14 protein-coding genes are annotated in these 18,088 nt (G+C 61.3%); 3 read left to right on the top strand and 11 right to left on the bottom strand.

Annotation, left to right across the window (positions count from 1 at the left end; genetic code table 11):
• The 4 genes from BMOU_RS10370 to BMOU_RS10355 all read right to left on the bottom strand — a co-directional run.
• On the bottom strand, positions 1-596 hold a 596-nt coding region (locus tag BMOU_RS10370), incomplete at its 3' end, for a tyrosine-type recombinase/integrase (protein WP_034877354.1).
• Between the two features lie 191 nt (positions 597-787).
• Complete coding sequence (gene ychF, locus BMOU_RS10365) at positions 788-1,885, bottom strand: redox-regulated ATPase YchF (RefSeq protein ID WP_034877352.1); 1,098 nt, start codon at positions 1,883-1,885, stop codon at positions 788-790.
• A 17-nt stretch (positions 1,886-1,902) separates the two neighbouring features.
• Positions 1,903-2,703, bottom strand: a complete 801-nt coding sequence (proC, locus tag BMOU_RS10360) for a pyrroline-5-carboxylate reductase (protein WP_034877350.1) — start codon at positions 2,701-2,703, stop codon at positions 1,903-1,905.
• 13 nt (positions 2,704-2,716) lie between these two features.
• A complete protein-coding gene (locus BMOU_RS10355; protein WP_034877348.1) occupies positions 2,717-4,054 on the bottom strand; it encodes an alpha/beta fold hydrolase in 1,338 nt (445 codons plus the stop codon).
• Between the two features lie 175 nt (positions 4,055-4,229).
• Between BMOU_RS10355 and BMOU_RS10350 the strand changes: the two genes are divergently transcribed.
• Entirely contained in the window at positions 4,230-6,773 is a 2,544-nt protein-coding gene (locus BMOU_RS10350) for a sensor histidine kinase (protein ID WP_034877346.1), read from the top strand.
• A gap of 30 nt (positions 6,774-6,803) precedes the next feature.
• Complete coding sequence (locus BMOU_RS10345) at positions 6,804-7,553, top strand: response regulator (RefSeq protein ID WP_034877345.1); 750 nt, start codon at positions 6,804-6,806, stop codon at positions 7,551-7,553.
• A gap of 42 nt (positions 7,554-7,595) precedes the next feature.
• On the opposite strand, the gene BMOU_RS10340 is transcribed toward BMOU_RS10345, so the two are convergent.
• The 7 genes from BMOU_RS10340 to BMOU_RS10310 form a co-directional block, all read right to left on the bottom strand.
• Positions 7,596-10,235, bottom strand: a complete 2,640-nt coding sequence (locus BMOU_RS10340; RefSeq protein ID WP_034877343.1) for an ABC transporter permease — start codon at positions 10,233-10,235, stop codon at positions 7,596-7,598.
• Between the two features lie 47 nt (positions 10,236-10,282).
• Positions 10,283-11,074, bottom strand: coding sequence for an ABC transporter ATP-binding protein (locus tag BMOU_RS10335; RefSeq protein WP_034877341.1), 792 nt, complete (start codon positions 11,072-11,074; stop codon positions 10,283-10,285).
• A 118-nt stretch (positions 11,075-11,192) separates the two neighbouring features.
• Positions 11,193-12,212 (bottom strand): Lrp/AsnC family transcriptional regulator, encoded by a 1,020-nt coding sequence (locus BMOU_RS10330; protein ID WP_034877340.1) that lies wholly within the window; start codon positions 12,210-12,212, stop codon positions 11,193-11,195.
• Positions 12,213-12,222: 10 nt separating this feature from the next.
• Positions 12,223-13,032: an energy-coupling factor transporter transmembrane component T family protein gene (locus BMOU_RS10325; protein ID WP_034877338.1), complete on the bottom strand. Its 810-nt coding sequence runs from the start codon at positions 13,030-13,032 to the stop codon at positions 12,223-12,225.
• Positions 13,032-14,621, bottom strand: coding sequence for an ABC transporter ATP-binding protein (locus BMOU_RS10320; protein ID WP_034877336.1), 1,590 nt, complete (start codon positions 14,619-14,621; stop codon positions 13,032-13,034). Before BMOU_RS10320 ends, BMOU_RS10325 begins: the two co-directional genes overlap by 1 nt.
• Before the next feature lie 120 nt (positions 14,622-14,741).
• Positions 14,742-15,281 (bottom strand): ECF transporter S component, encoded by a 540-nt coding sequence (locus BMOU_RS10315; RefSeq protein WP_034877334.1) that lies wholly within the window; start codon positions 15,279-15,281, stop codon positions 14,742-14,744.
• A gap of 281 nt (positions 15,282-15,562) precedes the next feature.
• On the bottom strand, positions 15,563-16,873 hold the full coding sequence (locus BMOU_RS10310; RefSeq protein ID WP_034877332.1) for an O-acetylhomoserine aminocarboxypropyltransferase/cysteine synthase family protein: 1,311 nt from the start codon (positions 16,871-16,873) through the stop codon (positions 15,563-15,565).
• 334 nt (positions 16,874-17,207) lie between these two features.
• Here BMOU_RS10310 and BMOU_RS10305 point away from each other — a divergent pair, with 334 nt between their 5' ends.
• On the top strand, positions 17,208-18,083 hold the full coding sequence (locus BMOU_RS10305; RefSeq protein ID WP_034877331.1) for a pyridoxamine kinase: 876 nt from the start codon (positions 17,208-17,210) through the stop codon (positions 18,081-18,083).
• Positions 18,084-18,088 lie beyond the last annotated feature (5 nt).

The following is an 18,088-nucleotide window of genomic DNA, read 5'->3' as shown; positions in this document are numbered from 1 at the left end:
GCGCGTCTGGCCGTCTTTGTGTCGGCTACGGCGGCGATCAGCCGTCCGGGCTGCTCCTCGTCGAGGATGCGCGGCATGGCGCGTTCGACGCGTGGCGGCTTGACGCGCCGGCATGGGTCGATGGGGATGAGCTCCTCGAGCTCCGCCTGGTCGAGCACCATCTTGAGGCTCACGTAATGGTCCTTGAGGGTGCTGGACGCGAGCCGCTCCCCCAGGACGCGCATGCAATGGCGGATGTGCTCTGGTGTGAGGTCCTTGAGTCGCACGTGGCCGATCACGTCGGTGCAGGCCTTGATCCTGCCTGCGCGGGTGCGGTATGTGGTCGGTTTGACGCGGGTCCGGTAGTCGGCGAGCCAGCGGCTCGCGTAGTCGACGAGGTAGGGGCTTTTGCTGCCGGGCAGGAGGCCTGTGCGTTCCATTTCGGCCAGCTTCGCTTCGTAGCGTTCTCGTGCCTCGGCCTTGGTATGCCCCTTTGCCTGGATGATGCGTCGCCTGCCGGTGGCGGGATCCTTGCCCAGTTCCTTGCGGAAATGCCAGACGCCGTTCTTGTCCTTGAACACGCTGCCTGATCCGGGTGTCCTCTTTCTCGTGGCCATGATTCCTCCCTTTTGTTGAGGGAGTGCCTTCACATGCCCCCGCAAGGGTACTCTAAAGGTACTCTAACGCTGGCAACAGCCGCCCGAAACGTGGCAGGAACCGCCATTCCAAGCGCATTCAAAAACGGCTTGTTTCCAACGGTTGGAAAGCCCGAAACCGTTGGAAACAAGCCGTTTCCGAAGCACTGGAATCAGTGCTTGGACACGTTGAACTTGAATTCCACGATATCGCCGTCCTGCATGACGTAGTCACGGCCCTCCTGACGGAGTTTGCCTTCCTCCTTGATTTTCGCCATGGAGCCCTCGGCGGCCACGAAATCGTCATAGGAAACGATATCGGCCTTGATGAAGCCCTTTTCGAAGTCGGTGTGGATCACGCCGGCGGCCTGCGGCGCGGTGTAGCCCTTGTGAATCTGCCAGGCGCGCACTTCCTTCTCACCTGCGGTCAGGAAGGTGGACAGGCCGAGGGTGTCGTAGCCCACGCGTGCCAGCTGGTCGAGGCCGGATTCCTCCAAACCAGCGTCGGCGAGCATCTCGCGGGCGTCGTCCTCATCCAGCTCGGTCAGATCGGCCTCGAACTGCGCATTGAGGAAGATGGCCGGGGCCGGGGCCACGGAAGCGGCGAGCTTGGCCTGCAGCTCCTTGTTCTGCAGTTCGGAATCGTCCACATTGAACACATAGATGAACGGCTTGGCGCTCATCAGGTGCAGGTCGTAGACGGATTCCTTGTCGAAACGGCCCTCACGAGCGGCCTTGTCGATGGTCTCGCCGGTTTCGAGGATGGTCTTGGCCTCCTTGACGGCATCCATGTAGGCCGGCTCGATCTTCCTGCCGCGCAGATCCTTCTCGAGTTTCGGCAACGCGTTCTCGATGGTCTGCAGGTCGGCGAGGATCAGCTCGGTGTTGATGGTGTCGATGTCGTCGGCCGGATCGACCTTGCCGTTGACGTGCACGATGTCATCGTCCTCGAAGGCGCGTACGACCTCGCAGATCGCGTCGGCTTCCCGAATGTTGGCGAGGAACTTGTTGCCCAGGCCTTCACCTTCGGAGGCGCCCTTGACGATGCCCGCGATGTCGACGAAGGTGACGGTGGCCGGCACGATCTTCTCGGTGTGCACGAGCTTGGCCAGGATCGGCAGGCGATCGTCCGGCAGCGGCACGATGCCGGTGTTCGGCTCGATGGTGGCGAACGGATAGTTCTCGGCCAGCACGTTGTTGCGGGTCAGTGCATTGAACATGGTGGACTTGCCGACGTTCGGCAGTCCGACGATTCCGATAGTAAGAGACATGGTTCCCTAGCTTAGCCTTAGGCTTCGATGGCGTCGACGGCCCTGATGACGGCCCCCCGGAAGGCGCTTTCCTCCAAAGATGCCACACCCTTGATGGTGGTGCCGCCCGGCGAGCAGACGGCATCCTTCATGGCCCCCGGATGGGTTTCGCTGGCCATGTAGAGCGCACCCACGCCTTCGACCATCTTGGCGGCCAGCCGGTACGCGGTGGCACGTTGCAGACCGTACTTCACGCCGGCATCGCCAAGCGCCTCGATATACATATCGGTGAAGGCCGGAGCGCAGCCCGCGATGCACATGGCGATGCCCATGTGCGCGCTGTCGACGCGCTCGATCAGGCTGATCGGCGCGAACAGCCGCTCGAAGGTTTCGGTCTGCGCTTCGGTGAGCGTGTTGGCGGTTTCGGCGACAAGCACACCCTTGCCCACGGCCATCGGCGTGTTCGGGATGGTGCACTGGATGTGCGCCGCTGCAAAGTCGGGACCGAACAGTTCGCGGAACCTGTCCAGTTCCCATCCCGCTGCGATGGATACGATGATCGTGCCAGACTTGGCCAGTTCGCCTGCGATCGGTCCGATGACGTCTTCGATCTGGTACGGTTTGATGGCGATGACGACCACGTCGGCGGCCTTGGCCACCTCCTCCGCGGTATGCATCGGCCGCGCACCCAGCTTGGCCGTGGTCCTTGCGAGCTTGTCATAGTGTGCGGCGCATGCCACGATGTCGCCGCCGTTCACCACGCCTGCGTCGACCATGCCCGAGGCGATGGCCTGGGCCATATTGCCGTATCCGATGAATCCGATGGTTGGATTGGTCATTGCTTCTCCTTCTCTAGAACAGTTCTTCCAAGTCACCGCGGTTCAGCGCCTCGTTGAAGATGCGCCTGAACACCGCGGAGCCGTGCACGCCGTCATGTTCGAATTCATTGGTGGTCCAGTAATGTGACCGGGCCACGCGAGACAATGTGTCCAATTGCAGTCCGGAATCGACGTACATGTCGTCGAAATAGACGGCGGCCTGCAGCGGCACCTCGTTGCGTTTCAGTTGTTCGGCGTCATAGATCGCGCCGAACCGGGTGTCCTCCATAAGCACGTCCATGGCCGGTTTGAACGGTCGCAAGGCGCTCTCCCGCTCGAACATCCACGGGAACATGGCCTCGCCGGTGAAGTTCAACGGGCGCGCGTCCGTGTTGAATTCCGGATGCTCGTCGCGCACGCGCTGCGCCGCCCACCGAATCGGTTCGTCGAGCTCGCCGTCGGCATAGATGAATTCCTGCAGCGGCCAGTACAACGGACGTGATGACGTGGCGTCCATAACGCTGTGCAGAAATTCATCGGACAGCTCGGAGCCAATGGATGCGGAACCGTCGCCTCCGAGGAACGCTTGGTCAAGAATCCAATGCACGCGCTCGAAACTGGGCTTCATACCGAAGTCGGCGCCAAGGCATTGCAGACGTTCCACGGTCAACGGATCGCCATTGGGTAGAGCGATCTCGCGCGAGTCCAGAATATCGGCGAGCGCGGCGACGCGTTCCTCATCAATCGGATAGCGCTCGTAGAACTGTCTCGTCTTCGCCGACATACGTGGGAAGGTGTGGCGGTACACGTCGGTGGCATCGGCGGGCACATGCGGAATGCCGCCGGTGGTGAAGCTGGCGATCACACCCTTCGGGAACAGCGACAGGTAGGTCAGCGTCAGGAATCCGCCATAGCTCTGTCCCAGGGTGACCCAACGTGCGCCGCCGAATTCGGTGCGGCGCAGGTGCTCGAAATCGCGGATGATCGAATCGGCGAGGAAATGCTTCAGGAAAGCGGCTCCCGCTTCACCATCCATGGTCTTCATGATGTGCGTATCGACGCGGGACGAGCGTCCGGTGCCGCGCTGGTCGGGCAGCACCACCCGGAAATGTTTGACGGCCTCTTCGATCCAACCGTCGGACTGCGGGCTGAGTGGGCGTGGTCCGCATCCGCCGGGCCCTCCCTGCAGGAAAATCAGCAGCGGAAGCTCGTCGTGCACGTGTTCGGGGGCGGTGACGACACGGTAGAACAGGCTGATCGCTTCGCCGCCGAACCCGTGGCCGGGCTCGTGTCCCGACCAGTCCAACGGCACTGTGATCGAACGGTCCTCAACATGCAATCCGGGTACGTAATATTCGGTCAGCAGCGTCATCGCACATCCACCTTTCCTCATATTCCTTCTCCGGCACGGAGCATGGCGGGCACGCCGTAGCCAGTCGCCCCTTTTGCCGGAGAGAGTCGCTAGGTCTTCCACCATACACTGCGGGTCCGTCTCATACCTGCGCATGATGCCGTGATGGCCGGACGCGCGTTACGCTTAAGTCACTATGACTAGACTGCAGCGCCTGTTTTCGTGGATTCGCGGCCATGTGATCGTCGCAGACAGCACCATCACCGCATTACTCGCCTTGTTCACGTTCGGACTCGGCGGCAATATCCTGTTCAATCCCGGCCTGCTGTATGACTTTCCGGCGCCGGTGCAGACGGCCTGGTCGATCGCGCTACTCGTTCCATTCGTCACACGCCGACGGTGGCCTCAGGTCAGCGCCTTGGCGTTCGTGGCATTGGTGCTGCTGCATCTGCTGTTCGGCCCCTGCCTGCTGATGACCGATTTCCTCGCACCGTTCATGCTGTATTCGGTGATGCTGTATGGCAACCCACGTAATTCGAAGGCGTTCATCGTGCTGGCATTCGCCGTAGGCGGCCTGACCTCGATCATCGAGACCTGGACGATGACGGTCGGTCCGATCCTGACCGGCGGCAGCGAGCAGATCCTTCTTGCCGACGGAATGGTGCTGAACAGCTCCCCTTCCTGCAGCACCGTCTATTCCGGTCAGGGATTGTCGCAGAAGTGCACCGACACATTGATGCAGTACCTGGTCATGATATTCGCCGTCATTGCGCTATTCCTCGTTTCGACGGTCATCATCGCCTACTGGCAACGCGCTCGACTGATGACGGTGCGGATGATGCGGGAACGCAATGACGCGATAGCCGCACGCGAGGCCGAGGAGCGCAATATCGCGGCGTTGGCGGAACGTGCGCGCATCGCACGGGATATGCACGATGTGGTGGCGCATACGTTGTCGATCATCATCGTGCAGTCCGACGGCGGCCGGTACGCCGGCGCAAACGATCCTGCCGTGGCGCGTGCCACCATGGAGACGATCAGACATGAATCCGAACGTGCGCTGCATGACATGACCAGACTCCTTGGCGTATTCGGCGGCTCCCCCCATGCCGACTACGCCGATATCGACGCATTGGTCGCACAGGCGCGTGCCGTGGCGCCCGACGCCGTCATCACGCGGGAGATCATCGGGGATGCGCGGCCAGACGCATTGGGGAATCAGACAAGCGTGTCCGTCTATCATGTGGTGCAGGAGTCGCTGACGAACATCCGCAAATACGCGGGACCGAAGGTAACCGTGCATATCACGGAGACATGGGGCGGGAGCACATTGACCGTGTCCATCACGGATAACGGACGCGGTGCTTCGGCCGGGCTGGACGGGCATACGCCCGGCTATGGATTGACGGGCATGCGCGAACGCATCGAAACCGTAGGAGGGTCGGTGACCTTCGGCCCGAAGATGGGAGGCGGGTTCGCCGTATGCGCGACGGTGCCGTTTGCAGCGAATAGTGACGGACTATCCGCACGCGACCCGTCCGAAGACGCCCATGCGTCGGCATCGCCGGCGGCAATCGCCGGATGGACGGACGGCTCCGCGACCATGCGGCCGCCTGAATACGGCAGGTCCGGCGGAACCAGAACGATCATCTCACCGAAGCTGCCGACCCTGCCGACGATGCAGATGGTACGGGACAATCTGCGATCCAGGCCAATAGCCCAGGCCATCGATATCTCCGGGCAACGGTTCAATTGGGTGGAACGGCTTTCGCAGTGGACGCAACGGCATTACGTACTGGTCGACACCGTCATCACGATATTGCTTGTCATGATGTTCGGTTCGGCGTCGATCAGCCTGTTCTCTTACGGGACGGGTCCGCAGGATATCCTCTTTCGTACGATGATCGTCCTGGAGCTGATGCCGCTATGCATGCGAAGACGATTCCCGGAAAGCTGCGCGCTGATCATAGCCATCCTCTCCACACTGCAACTGGTCATCTTCGAGCCGATCGATCTCGCCAATGCCGTGTCCTCGATGTGTGCACTGCATGCCGCGGTGCTGTACGGAAGGGAAAAAGCGTGGCGTTGGACGGGGCTCGTCTCCATTCTCGACGTGCTGCTGATAGGCGTGAAGGTCATGCTGTCGCAGTTCGGATACCCGAGCATACTGGTGTTTCTGATGCGCGACATCATCGGATACGTTCCGGCACAGACCGACTGGCCCGCGTCCGGGGCGATGTTTACCGGCATGGCCTACACCCTGGCGGTGCTGGCCCTATGCGCAGGTGTCATCGCCATGGCTCGATGGACCCGCTCCAGCTGTTCGAATGCGCTCGTCCTGCAGGCGAGGGAGGAGGCCCTGATCGCCGAACAGAACAAGCAGAGGATTCTCGCGGCGAATCTGGAACGGGATCGCATCAGCATGAACATCCAGTCGGAGGTCACCGCCACGCTCAACAGCGTCATCGATCGGACCGTTTCCGGATTGCGCACGCTTGATGAAGCCGAGGCACGCGGTGAGAAGCCTACGGCGGAATCGATCTCATCGGCGTTCGAGGCCATCGGTCGTCAGGGGCGCGAGGCGTTGGCGCATATGCGCCAGTTGCTGGGCATATTGCGCGAGACGGGATTCAGTGATGAGGATCACGCCGAAGAGCGCGAAGGGATGCGGCTCAGACCCGCCGCCTCATTGGACGAGCAGATGAAATCAGGGTTTTTTCGGGGTATGTTCCAACGTTGATGTCGCGATGACGCCGATAAGGTGGAAGGCATGAGTGCAGAACAGAGAATTCATGTGATCATTGCCGACGATCAGGAACTGGTACGTGCCGGTTTCGCCATGGTGATCGGCTCACAACCCGACATGGTGGTCGCCGGTCAGGCTCGCGACGGAGCGGAAGCGGTGACCTTGGCCGAGACGCTGCATCCCGATGTGGTCCTGATGGACGTGCGCATGCCCGGCATGGACGGCATCGAAGCGACACGGCGGATCAGTTCATTGCAGCATCGCTTCGCCGCATCGGGGGCGCACACCGGTCTGCGGCAGACTCACGTGATCATTCTGACGACGTTCGACCTGGACGAATACGTGATGGCCGCCATCAACGCCGGCGCATCCGGATTCCTGCTCAAAGATACCGAACCGGAAACGTTGCTCAATTCGATTCGCACCGTATTCCAAGGCAATGCGATCATCGCGCCTTCCGCAACGAAACGGCTGATCGAAAAAATGATGCAGGGCAGGCTGACCGGTCAGGGCTCCCCCTCCGCAGATCCTGCCATGGCAGGCGAGGCACCACACCAGTCGGTGTATACCGATCCGGAGCTGGATGAACTGACCGACCGCGAGCGCGAGGTCCTCATCGAAATCGCGCATGGCCTGTCGAATCAGGAAATCGCCGACCGGCTGTTCATCAGCCTGCCGACGGTGAAAACGCATGTGGCGCATATTCTGTCGAAGATTAACGCCCGCGATCGCGTCCAGGCGGTGGTCTTCGCCTACGAAAACCATCTGGTCTGATTGATGAACGGTGCTCCCCATTATGGGGAGCACCGTTTTTCCTTAGGCTTCGGCAAGCGCCTCGACCGGCGGGGTCTTCACCGCACGTCGTGCCGGGAACACGCTGGCGAGCAGCGCGGCCACGGCGGCCACGCCCAACACGATGCCGTTGATGCCCCATTCGAATGGGAACACCACGCTGCCATACGTGCTGAACACCACATACGAACCAAGCCAGCCGAACAGGGTGCCGAGCACCACGCCGACCACGCCGGAGACCAGCGAGATGAGCAATGCCTCCACGCCAAGCGAGCGCCTGAGTTGCCCCCGGGTCATGCCGATGGCGCGCAAGGTGGCGGATTCGCGGGTACGTTCGATCACGGACAGTGACAATGTGTTGGCCACGCCGACCAACGCGATGAGTACGGCCACGGCGATCAGACCCACCATGAGCATCATCATGGAGTCGATCATCTTCCCCCACTGCACACGTTCGGCGATCGGGCCGGATACGGCTACGTCGGGGCTTTTCGAGAGTGCGGATTGGATGCTGTCGAATACGCTGCCGAGCGTGGAGCCGGTTTCGTTGATCCTTACCAGCAGCGTATGGGAGTTCGTGTGAAGGTCGCCATTCGTGAAGTGGCTCTCGTCCACGAATCCCACCGCTCCGTATGCGCTGGATATGCGTCGGTAGTCGGCCTGCCTGACCTTGAGCTCGAGCGTGCGTTTCGTGTCGCCGTTCTCGTCCCATGCGGTACCGAAAGTGGCGTCTCCCTGACCGAATGTCATCCGTTCGCCGCTCTGCGCGTTGTACTGCGGCATGAGCACGGTATCGGCATTGATGGTGGAATCGCCCAGGTCCACCCGCATCACCTTTTTCAGCTCGTCGATGTTCTTCACACCGATGAGCAGCGTACTGGCGGAGACGTTGCCATCCGAATCCTTCAACTGCACGTTGGCCGACGGGGCATACACGACATCCGTCACGCCTTTGATCCCCCTGATGGCGTTGGCCATCTGACGGCTGATGTCACTGCCCGTGGCCACGACATCGACGCTGTAACGGGTGGCGAGCGCGTTGTTCATGGTCTCCTTGGCGCTGGTGGCACCGGTGGCGATGGTGGAGACGAGTGTCACGCCGATGAGCAATGCGGCTCCGGTTGCGGCGATGCGACGTGGATTCTTCTGGATATTGGCATGGGCGACCTTGGCGGAGGGACCGGACAGCGACACGAGCGCACCGACCCCCTTCATAAGTACCGGCAACCAGAAGACGGCGGTGAGCACGAGTCCTAGGAACACGAGCCCGGCACCGGCGATGGCGGCGAGCAGAATCATGACGAATCGGCTGCCGTTGAGCATATCGGCATCGCCAATGGTCTGCATCTGCCACACCGAGAACGCCGCAAGCGCGATGCCGACCACGGTGAACAGCATGCCGATGATGGCACGTGCGCGGCCGGATCGGCGGTCATCGGTCAGTTCAAGCGGACGCAACGCCTCCAGAGGGGTCACCGACGTTGCGGAACGGGCGGAGCCTAGGGAGGCGAGCACGGTCATGATGACGCCGAATACGATCGGCACCACGAACACCTGCCAGGAGAAGATCAGATGCATGCCCTGCCTCATGATGCCGCTGGCACACGCCGCTCCCATAAGTGCGCTGCCGAGCGCCACGCCCAGTATGGATGCGATCAGTCCGAGCAGGCAGGATTCGAGCAGGACGGAGGCATACAGCTGTCCCTTCTTCGCGCCGATGGTGCGCAGCAGGGCGAGCGTGCGGCGACGCTGGGCCACAAGCACCTGGAAGGTGTTGGCGATGACGAGCGCCGCCACAAGCATGGCGAGCACGCCGAAGCACAGCAGGAAGATGGTGACGATGCTGGTCTCGCCGACGCCGACGCCCTTTATGTAGGCATCGCCGACCTCCTGGCGCGACATGAGGTTGAAGTGCTTGGGCAGAAGCCTGTTCACCTCCCTGATGGTTTTCGCGGATACCGTATTGCCGTCCTTGGCGAGGTCGAGATAGACCGTGGTGGCCTCTGCGGAATTGAAATCGTCCGCCCCTTGCATCCGTGCGATGAGGTCGTCGGAGGCTACGACCGCACCTCCGTAGTATGAGTAGGTGCCATTGGGATCGGAGGTGATGCCGACCACCCGTACGTCCGTTGCCTGGGCCTTGCCGCCTTCGTCGTCGGTGGCATAGCGTGAGGTCAGGGTCACGGTATCGCCGATGTTCACGCCCAGCTGCTTCATGACGCTGCCCGGCAATGCGACTTCGTTGTTGTCGATGGGCTGGTTGCCTTCGGTGATGTCGACCGGCAGCAACCTGCCGTTCCGCGCGGTGGTGATGGCCTCGCCGCTGACGTGGTTGTCGCCTTTGGAGACGGTCACGCCGCTTTCCATGGCGACCCGCACGCCGTTGACGCCTTCGATGCCGTTCATCCGGTCGAGGTGGAAGTCGCCGACGGTCGTGGAGTACACGTCATTCAGTTCGTTCTCGTCCAACCCGTCGGTGGCGGGGCTTATCGCATAGTTCGCCCCGCCGAACATGGAGGTTGCCTGGCGGGAAAGCGAATCGTTCATGGCATTGCCGAACAGAAAGGTGCTGGCGATGAACGCCGTGCCGATCACGATGGCGATGCCGGCCGGAATAAGCATGCGCATGGTCTTGCGCATGAGTTTCATAGTGATGGACCACATGGTTGCCGTTGTTCCTTCTTCGGATCTCTGAGTCGTTGTATGCGCCGTCAGCGGGCGTGGCGTGCGTTGACCGCGTTTTGCGTGGCGAGTTCCCGTTCCCGCATCAGCAGGTCGCTCATCTGGTCGGCGGCGGGATCGTCGACATCGGCCACGATGCGACCGTCCGCGAACACGATGGCGCGGTCGGCATAGGAGGCCGCAACAGGGTCGTGCGTGACCATGATGATGGTCTGCCCAAGCTCGTTGACGGAGCGTTTCAGGAAGCTGAGGACCTCCGCGCTGGATACGGAGTCGAGATTGCCGGTCGGTTCGTCGGCGAACACCAGCTGCGGCTTGGTGATCAGGGCACGCGCGATGGCGACACGCTGCTGCTGGCCTCCCGACAACTCGTTCGGCCGATGGTCCAGACGTTCCTTCAATCCAAGCGTTTCGACCAGCAGGGCCAGCCATTGCCGGTCCGGCTTCTCGCCGGCCAGGGTAAGCGGCATGAGGATGTTCTGTTCCGCGGTGAACATCGGCAGCAGGTTGAAGCTTTGGAAGATGAAACCGATCTTATGGCGGCGTAGCAGGGTGAGCTGGTTGTCGTTCAGTTGCGTCAGATCGTCGCCGTCGAACACGATGTGGCCGGCGGTGGCCGAATCCAATCCCGCCAGCGTATGCATCAACGTGGATTTGCCGGAACCGGACGGCCCCATGATCGCAGTGAACCTGCCGCGCTCGAAGCGCACGTTCACGTCCCGCAGCGCATGCACGACGCTTTCGCCACGTCCGTAATCCTTGACGAGGTTCACGGCCTCGATGGCCGTATCGTTGGCCTGCAGTACATCCCTGATATCCATATCGTCGTTCCTTTCTTTGGATATATCTCCAAAGGTAGGCAATGACGCCGTTCCCCGACATCATGCGTCGGTCTGACTTTGCCCCTCATCCTTGAGTATGAGGACCCCTAGGGGTGGGTCAGTCATCAAGCAGCACGCCGTCCTTCGGCGGTTCCAGCCAGTAGGATTCCTTCTCCACGCTGACCGTGGACGCCCACCAGGTCTGTTCGACGCCGGGTAGGGAGCGGATGGATTCGTCGACCACGCGCCACAGGTCCTCATCGTCGTCGGCGATGATCTCGATGAGGTAGTCGGCTCCGTTGAGGCCGACCCCGCTCATCGCATAGGTGACCTCGTCGATGGCGAGCAGCTGTTCGGCGTCGAGACGATACGGGGGCTTGACGCCGATGCCGAGGAACGCCTGGCGGAATCCTCCGAGCCGCATGGGGCTGACGGTGGCCATGATGCGCATCACCCCGGAATCCTCCAGTTTCTTGACACGTCCGCGAATGGCGGTGTGCGTCACGCCAAGGCTCTCCCCCAACGCCGCGTAGCTGGCCCTGCCATCCTTCTGCAGTTCGTTGAAGGTGTGCACGAAACGCGCATCCAGTCGATGCACCGGTATATCGGTGCCGACGCTCGCCTCGCGTTTCGTCATGAATCCGGATTCCCCCCATGACGCCAGCAGACGGTTGACCACGCTGACGTTATGGTCGTCAAGAACCAATCGTCCGCAGGAAAACACCTGGATACGCGTCAGTCCCGGCAGTGAGCGCAGCTCATGCTTCAAAAAGCGATCCATGCCTTCGGCCGAATACACCACCGCCTCGGCGATGATGTCGGCGTCCCCCAGCGCGCAGACCACGTAGGTGACCTGCGGCAACGACTTCAGCGCGGCCAACGCCTCGTCGCGGTGGCCGTTGACGCGCAATCCCACCAATATCTGGCAGTAGTTGGCCAGGCTGAGCGGGTTGGTCACCGGAACGATGGTCATGATGTTCGACTCGGTCAGGCGCCGATAGCTTTCCGTGGCCGCATACACGGAGATGCCGATGTTGTCGGCGAGTGCCTGCATGGTCATGCGTCCGTTGCGTTGCAGGGCGGAAACCACTTTGAGATCACGCGCGCTGATTGCCGTACGGTTGGCCCCCTGCATCATCGCGTACCCCCTATAAAAGCCATACCATCAACCATACACTGCACACGATCGCAATCACGGTAATGAGCAGTATCATCCAATCCTGCGCACGCATGCGCAGCTTCACATGATAGGTGCGACGGGCTCCCAGGTTGAGGCCACGCGACTCCATGGCCCAGCCCACGCTTTGGCTCATCTTGTAGGCACGGATGAGTACGGCGATGATGATCGGCAGATACGATTTGAAACGGTCCACGATGCGTACGAACACATTGCGTTTTCTGCCGGTCGCGGTGACCTTGCCGTTAAGATCGAGCCCTCGGGCGCGCTGCGCGGCCGAAACCGACTGGAAGATGGAGAAGAACACCGGAATGTAGCGCAGTGCGGTGGCGAGGGTGAGACCCGCCTTGTACGGTATGCCCAGTGCGACAAGCCCACGGATCAGTCTGGGCTGGCTGGTGGTGAACAACGTGATGAAGCAGGCGAAGCCGAGCGCCGGGATGCGAAGTCCCATCACCGCGGCCATGAGCAGGTTCTCCCGGGTGAGCCTCAACCACCCCCACCGCAGCAGCACATGCGTGCCGGAGGTGTCGAAAATCGGCCATAGCACAACGATGAGCACTATGATCAGGGCGAGGATCTTCCATACCCAGGCGATACGCTCCATCGGCACACGGTCGGTGATGAGCATGACGTGCTCGATGACGAGCATCACGGCGATGAACGCCCAATTGCGCCAGATCAGGCACAGCACCAGCATGGCGACGGATATGAGGAATTTCACACGCGGATCGGCACGATGCAGCCAACCATCGCCGGGAACATACAGATCGGAGTCCATCAGCGCTTCCCCCTTGCCTTGTTATGATGTTTGGAAATCTTCCTGAACCCATGCGTGTTCGTGGTCGGCTCATGCCGCCTTTGCGGTTCGGCTTGCGGATGCTGCGCCGATTCGGATTTGTCTATCAGACCGAATTGCTCGACATGTCCATCCCGCAACCGCAGCACATGGGAGCAGTATCGGTAGATGGCACGCATATCATGGCTAATCATCACCACGGTGGTGCCTTGTTCGTTCAGACGCTTGACCGTGCCGAGAAAACGTTGTGCAAGCCTGTGGTCAAGGCCTGCCGTGGGCTCGTCCAGCACCAGAATCGGCGTGCGCATGGCAAGCACCGAAGCCAACGCCACCGCACGTCGTTCGCCGTAGCCGAGTGTGGCCGGCGACACCTCCTCATAGCGGTGCAGGTCGAACAGCGTCATCATCTCGTCCGCCCGCCTGAATACGGTTCCTCCATCCAACCCGAGTGCCGCGGGGCCGAACGAGATCTCCTCGCGCGTGCTGGAGCAGAAGATCTGATGGTCGGGGTTCTGGAACACGAATCCGACATGCGCGGCCATTTCGCCCACACTGTGCCACGCCACGTCAAGGCCGTCCACCGTGACGGTGCCACGGTCGGGTTTGAGCAGACCGTTGAGGTGTTTGGCCAGCGTGGTCTTGCCGGAACCGTTTCGGCCGATGAGCCCGACGAATGATCCCGGCATGATGCGGACGCTCACGTCGTCAAGCGCCGCGGAGGCGTTGCCTCCCTGCGCATAACGGTGCGTCACATGCTCCATGGCGATGACGGGTTCGCCATCGAAGGTATCCGGTATCGCGACGATCCTCGGCATCGGATCGGCCGATACCTCGACGCCGGCGGATTCAAGCATGGCGCGTTCACGGGTGAACATGTGCGTATCGCCGTTGCGTACAAGCTCTCCGTTGACCAGAAAAAGCACTTGGTCGGCCCAACGAGCGATATGCTCGGTGTCCTGCTCGGCCATGACCACGGTCAGTTGGCGGGTCCGGCGAATGCGTTCGAGCGCATCAAACACCTCCTGCTTGCCTTCCGGATCGAGCGCCGCGGTCGGCTCGTCGAGAATCAGCACATCAGGTTCGGCCGCCAAGGCCGCGGCGATGGCCACCCGCTGCATCTGGCCGCCCGATAGGCTGGTGGGCACGCGTTTGCGGTAGCCGGTCATGCCGACCAGTTCGAGCATGTCATCGATGCGACGGTCCATGGCGTCAGGGTCGACACCTCGATTCTCCAGCGGGAAGGCGATTTCATCCTCCACGGAGGCGCAGAACAGCTGGGATTCCGGGTCCTGCTGCACATACCCGACATGTTCGGAGATCCGTGAGACCGAGTATCGGGCGGTGTTCATGCCGTCGATCACGACGGTGCCGCTCATCGTGCCGTCCGCAAGATTGGGGATGATACCGGCCAATGCCATGCACAACGTAGATTTTCCGGCTCCCGTCGGGCCGATGATGCCGACGAACGAGCCGGAAGGAATATCGAAATCGATATGCTTCAGACTTTCGACGGCCTTGCCGCCGTCGGTCAACGGCGCATACTTCCACCCCAGATCGCGAACCGTGATCATGCCACTCACCCCATGCTCCTACAGACATGCCTCATTCAGATCCTGACATGCAAAACCCGTGGGCTCCCCTTTCAACGGTGAATCCCACGGGTTTGGCGTCTTTCTCAGAATAATAATGTATCACTCACTGGTCTTGATGCCGAGATTGCCCATTCGCGCCAACGGCGGATACGCTTTGCGAACAGCGGAAAACAGCGCCAATCCCACAATCAGGCCAACCACCATCTGGAAGGAATTCCCCAAAATCTCCCCAAGTGCCGGCCCGAAGCCGGACAGGATGCAGCCCGCGACGAAGTAGCCGAATACCTTCCACACTCCTGCCGCCAGAGAGCCGGCGATGATGTTGAACGGCTTGAATTCCCTGATGATCAGTCCTGCGATGACCGCCTGCAACCCGTCGATGACGAAAGTGAAGACGGCCCATTGCGGATATCCGGAAATCAGATCGGCCAACGCCGGACCGAGACCCCCGATGATGCCGCCGATCCACGGTCCGAATGCGTAGGCGCCGAAGAAGATCATGGTGTCGGACAGGTTCAGGTAGCCGCGGGTCGGGGTCGGAATCTTCACGAACATGGTCAGCACGGTGGTGACGGCCGTCATGATGGCGACCAGCGGAATGGCATTGGCCTGCAGCTTCTTCTTGACTCCTGTGGCCATGAGCACCTTCTTTCACTCTTTCATAGATCATCAATATTTCCATCTATATCATATTTTTTGAAATAGATATTAACTGTTTTTATTCAAAAGTTAAGAAAATAATATTGATTTTCGCAACAATCGTGATGATATACCACCCATGCTACAAAAACGCCGCGTCCACTTCACCGACGTCATGAGGACGACATGGGGTCCCGCACTTCCTGTGAAATGCGGGACCCCATGCTCGCGGCCTCACGGCCATATGCGGAGCCGCCCCTTCACTCGGCTCCGCAAGTCGGTCACTTGGCCAGTCCGGAGGTACGCAGGGCCTCGAAGCCGCCCTTCAGGTCGTCGAGAATGTCGTCGATGTTCTCGATGCCGATGGACAGGCGGATGGTGCCCTGGTGGATGCCTTGGTCCTCAAGCTCCTCGAGGGTCTCCTGGGAGTGGGTGGTGGAGGCCGGGTGGATCACCAGGCTCTTGGCATCGGCCACGTTGGCCAGCAGGCTGAACAGGTGCAGGTTGTCGATGAACACGCGCGCCGCGTCCTTGCCGCCCTTGATATCGAAGGTGAAGATGGAGCCGCCGCCGTTCGGGAAATACTTCTTGTACAGATCGTTGTCCTTGCGTCCCTCGATGGACGGATGGGAGATGGATTCGACCTCCGGAACGGTCTTCAGGTAGTCGATGACCTTGAGGGCGTTCTCAACGTGGCGCTCGACGCGCAGGGACAGGGTCTCGGTGCCCTGCAGCAGCAGGAAGGCCGCGAACGGGGACAGGGTGGCGCCGGTGTCGCGCAGCAGAATGGCGCGCACGCGGGTCACGAAGGCGGCGCCGCCGAGGGCCTCATAGAAGTTCAGGCCATGGTAGGACGGATCCGGCTCGGTCAGGGTCGGGAACTTGCCCGGCACCTCGGCCCAGTTGAAGTTGCCGCCTTCCACGATGACACCGCCGAGGGTGGTGCCGTGGCCGCCGATGAACTTGGTGGCCGACTCCACCACGACGTCTGCGCCGTGCTCCAGCGGGCGGAACAGATAGGGCGTGGCGAAGGTATTGTCGACGATCACCGGCAGATGGTGCTTGTGCGCGATGGCGGTGATGGCCTCGAAGTCCGGCAGGTCGGCGTTCGGGTTGCCGAAGGTCTCGAAGTAGACGAGCTTGGTGTTCTCCTGGATGGCGTCCTCGAACTCCTGCGGGTTCTCGGCGGAGACGAAGGTGGTGGTGATGCCGTCGCGCGGCAGGGTGTGGCGCAGCAGGTTGAAGGTGCCGCCATAGATGTTCTTGGCCGCCACGATATGGTCGCCGCTCTGCGTGATGTTGCGCACCGCATATTCCACGGCTGCCGCACCGGAAGCGACGGCCAGACCGGCGGTGCCGCCTTCGAGGGCGGCGATGCGGTCCTCGAACACGCCCTGGGTGGAGTTGGTCAGACGGCCGTAGATATTGCCCGGATCGGACAGCCCGAAGCGAGCCTCGGCATGATCGAAGTTATGGAAGACGTAGCTGGTGGTCTGGTAGATCGGCACCGCGCGGGAATCGGTGGCCGGGTCGGCCTGCTCCTGCCCGACATGCAGCTGAAGCGTTTCAAAGCGGTAGTTCTTGTCTGCCATGGTGTGACTCCTTAGGACTGTGGATTCGTAGCCGTTCCCCAAACCGTCCGAACCGTCGTATGGCTGGCGGCCGGTCGGGTGTTGGTAGCGACGATAGACCGGAGGGGAAGCCCGACACAAGCCGAACGTTATCGCACTTGCCTATACCCCTTTATAAACCGTTGGAATCATTGAGCTTCTGACATGCCGCCCACCTCGACGATCCACCCCGGAAACCTCCGACACGCCGATGGCGGGGCAAACCGGATTCGCGCTGTCGGAACAGTCCCCCGCCCAAGGTCAACGTACCGGCTAAAGTCATTCAACAGATACGAGCAATGGAAGAGGTTCCAACATGAGTGACGAGATTCTGTACGGCCGCGATCCGCAGTACATTCCCCGCGTGGCCGCGGTGCATGACATGTGCGGCTACGGCAAATGTTCGCTGACCGCCGCGATCCCGATTCTGTCGGCCGCCGGTTGCGACGTATGCCCGGTACCGACAGCGCTGTTCTCCGCGCACACCCGCTATGAGACGTTCACCTTCCACGACACCACCGACATCCTGTCCGGCTATCTGGATGCCTGGCGCAAGGAGGGCGTCGAGCTGGACGGCGTGTATTCCGGCTTCCTCGGTTCCGCTGAACAAGTGGGCATCATCCAGCGCCTGTACCGCGAATACCCGCATGCCCTGCGTCTGGTCGATCCGGTGATGGGCGATGGCGGCCGGATCTACGCCACCTACACGCCCGAACTGTGCGAGGCGATGGGGTCGCTGGTCGACGGAGCGGATGTGCTGATGCCGAACCTGACCGAAGCGTCCATACTGACGGGCCGCGCATATCCCGGACAGGATCTGTCGGACGCGCAGGTGGACCGCATCATCGATGCGCTGCTGTCACTGGGCACGAAGAACGTGGTGCTCAAGGGCATCGATCGGAGCGATGGCAAAATCCGCAACTATGTGGCCTCCGCAACCGACGGCGTGGCGGGCAAGCACGAACTGGCGCACGACAAGCTGCCGTTCATGACGCATGGCACCGGCGACGCGTTCGCTTCGGCGTTGTGCGGCGCCGTGATGGCCGGCCGTTCACTCGCCGAAGCCGCGCATATCGCCGGCGAGTTCGTACGTCACGCCATGGAGAGCACGCAGTATCAGCCGCATCATGACGAGCGCGGCGTGAGCTTTGAACTCAATCTCAACGAGCTGACCTCGTTGGTGCGCCGCTAGGACGG

This window comes from Bifidobacterium moukalabense DSM 27321 (assembly GCF_000522505.1).
Classification (GTDB): Bacteria; Actinomycetota; Actinomycetes; order Actinomycetales; family Bifidobacteriaceae; genus Bifidobacterium; species Bifidobacterium moukalabense.
Note: the sequence above shows the minus strand (reverse complement) of the source record. Positions and strands in the feature narration are given on the sequence as shown.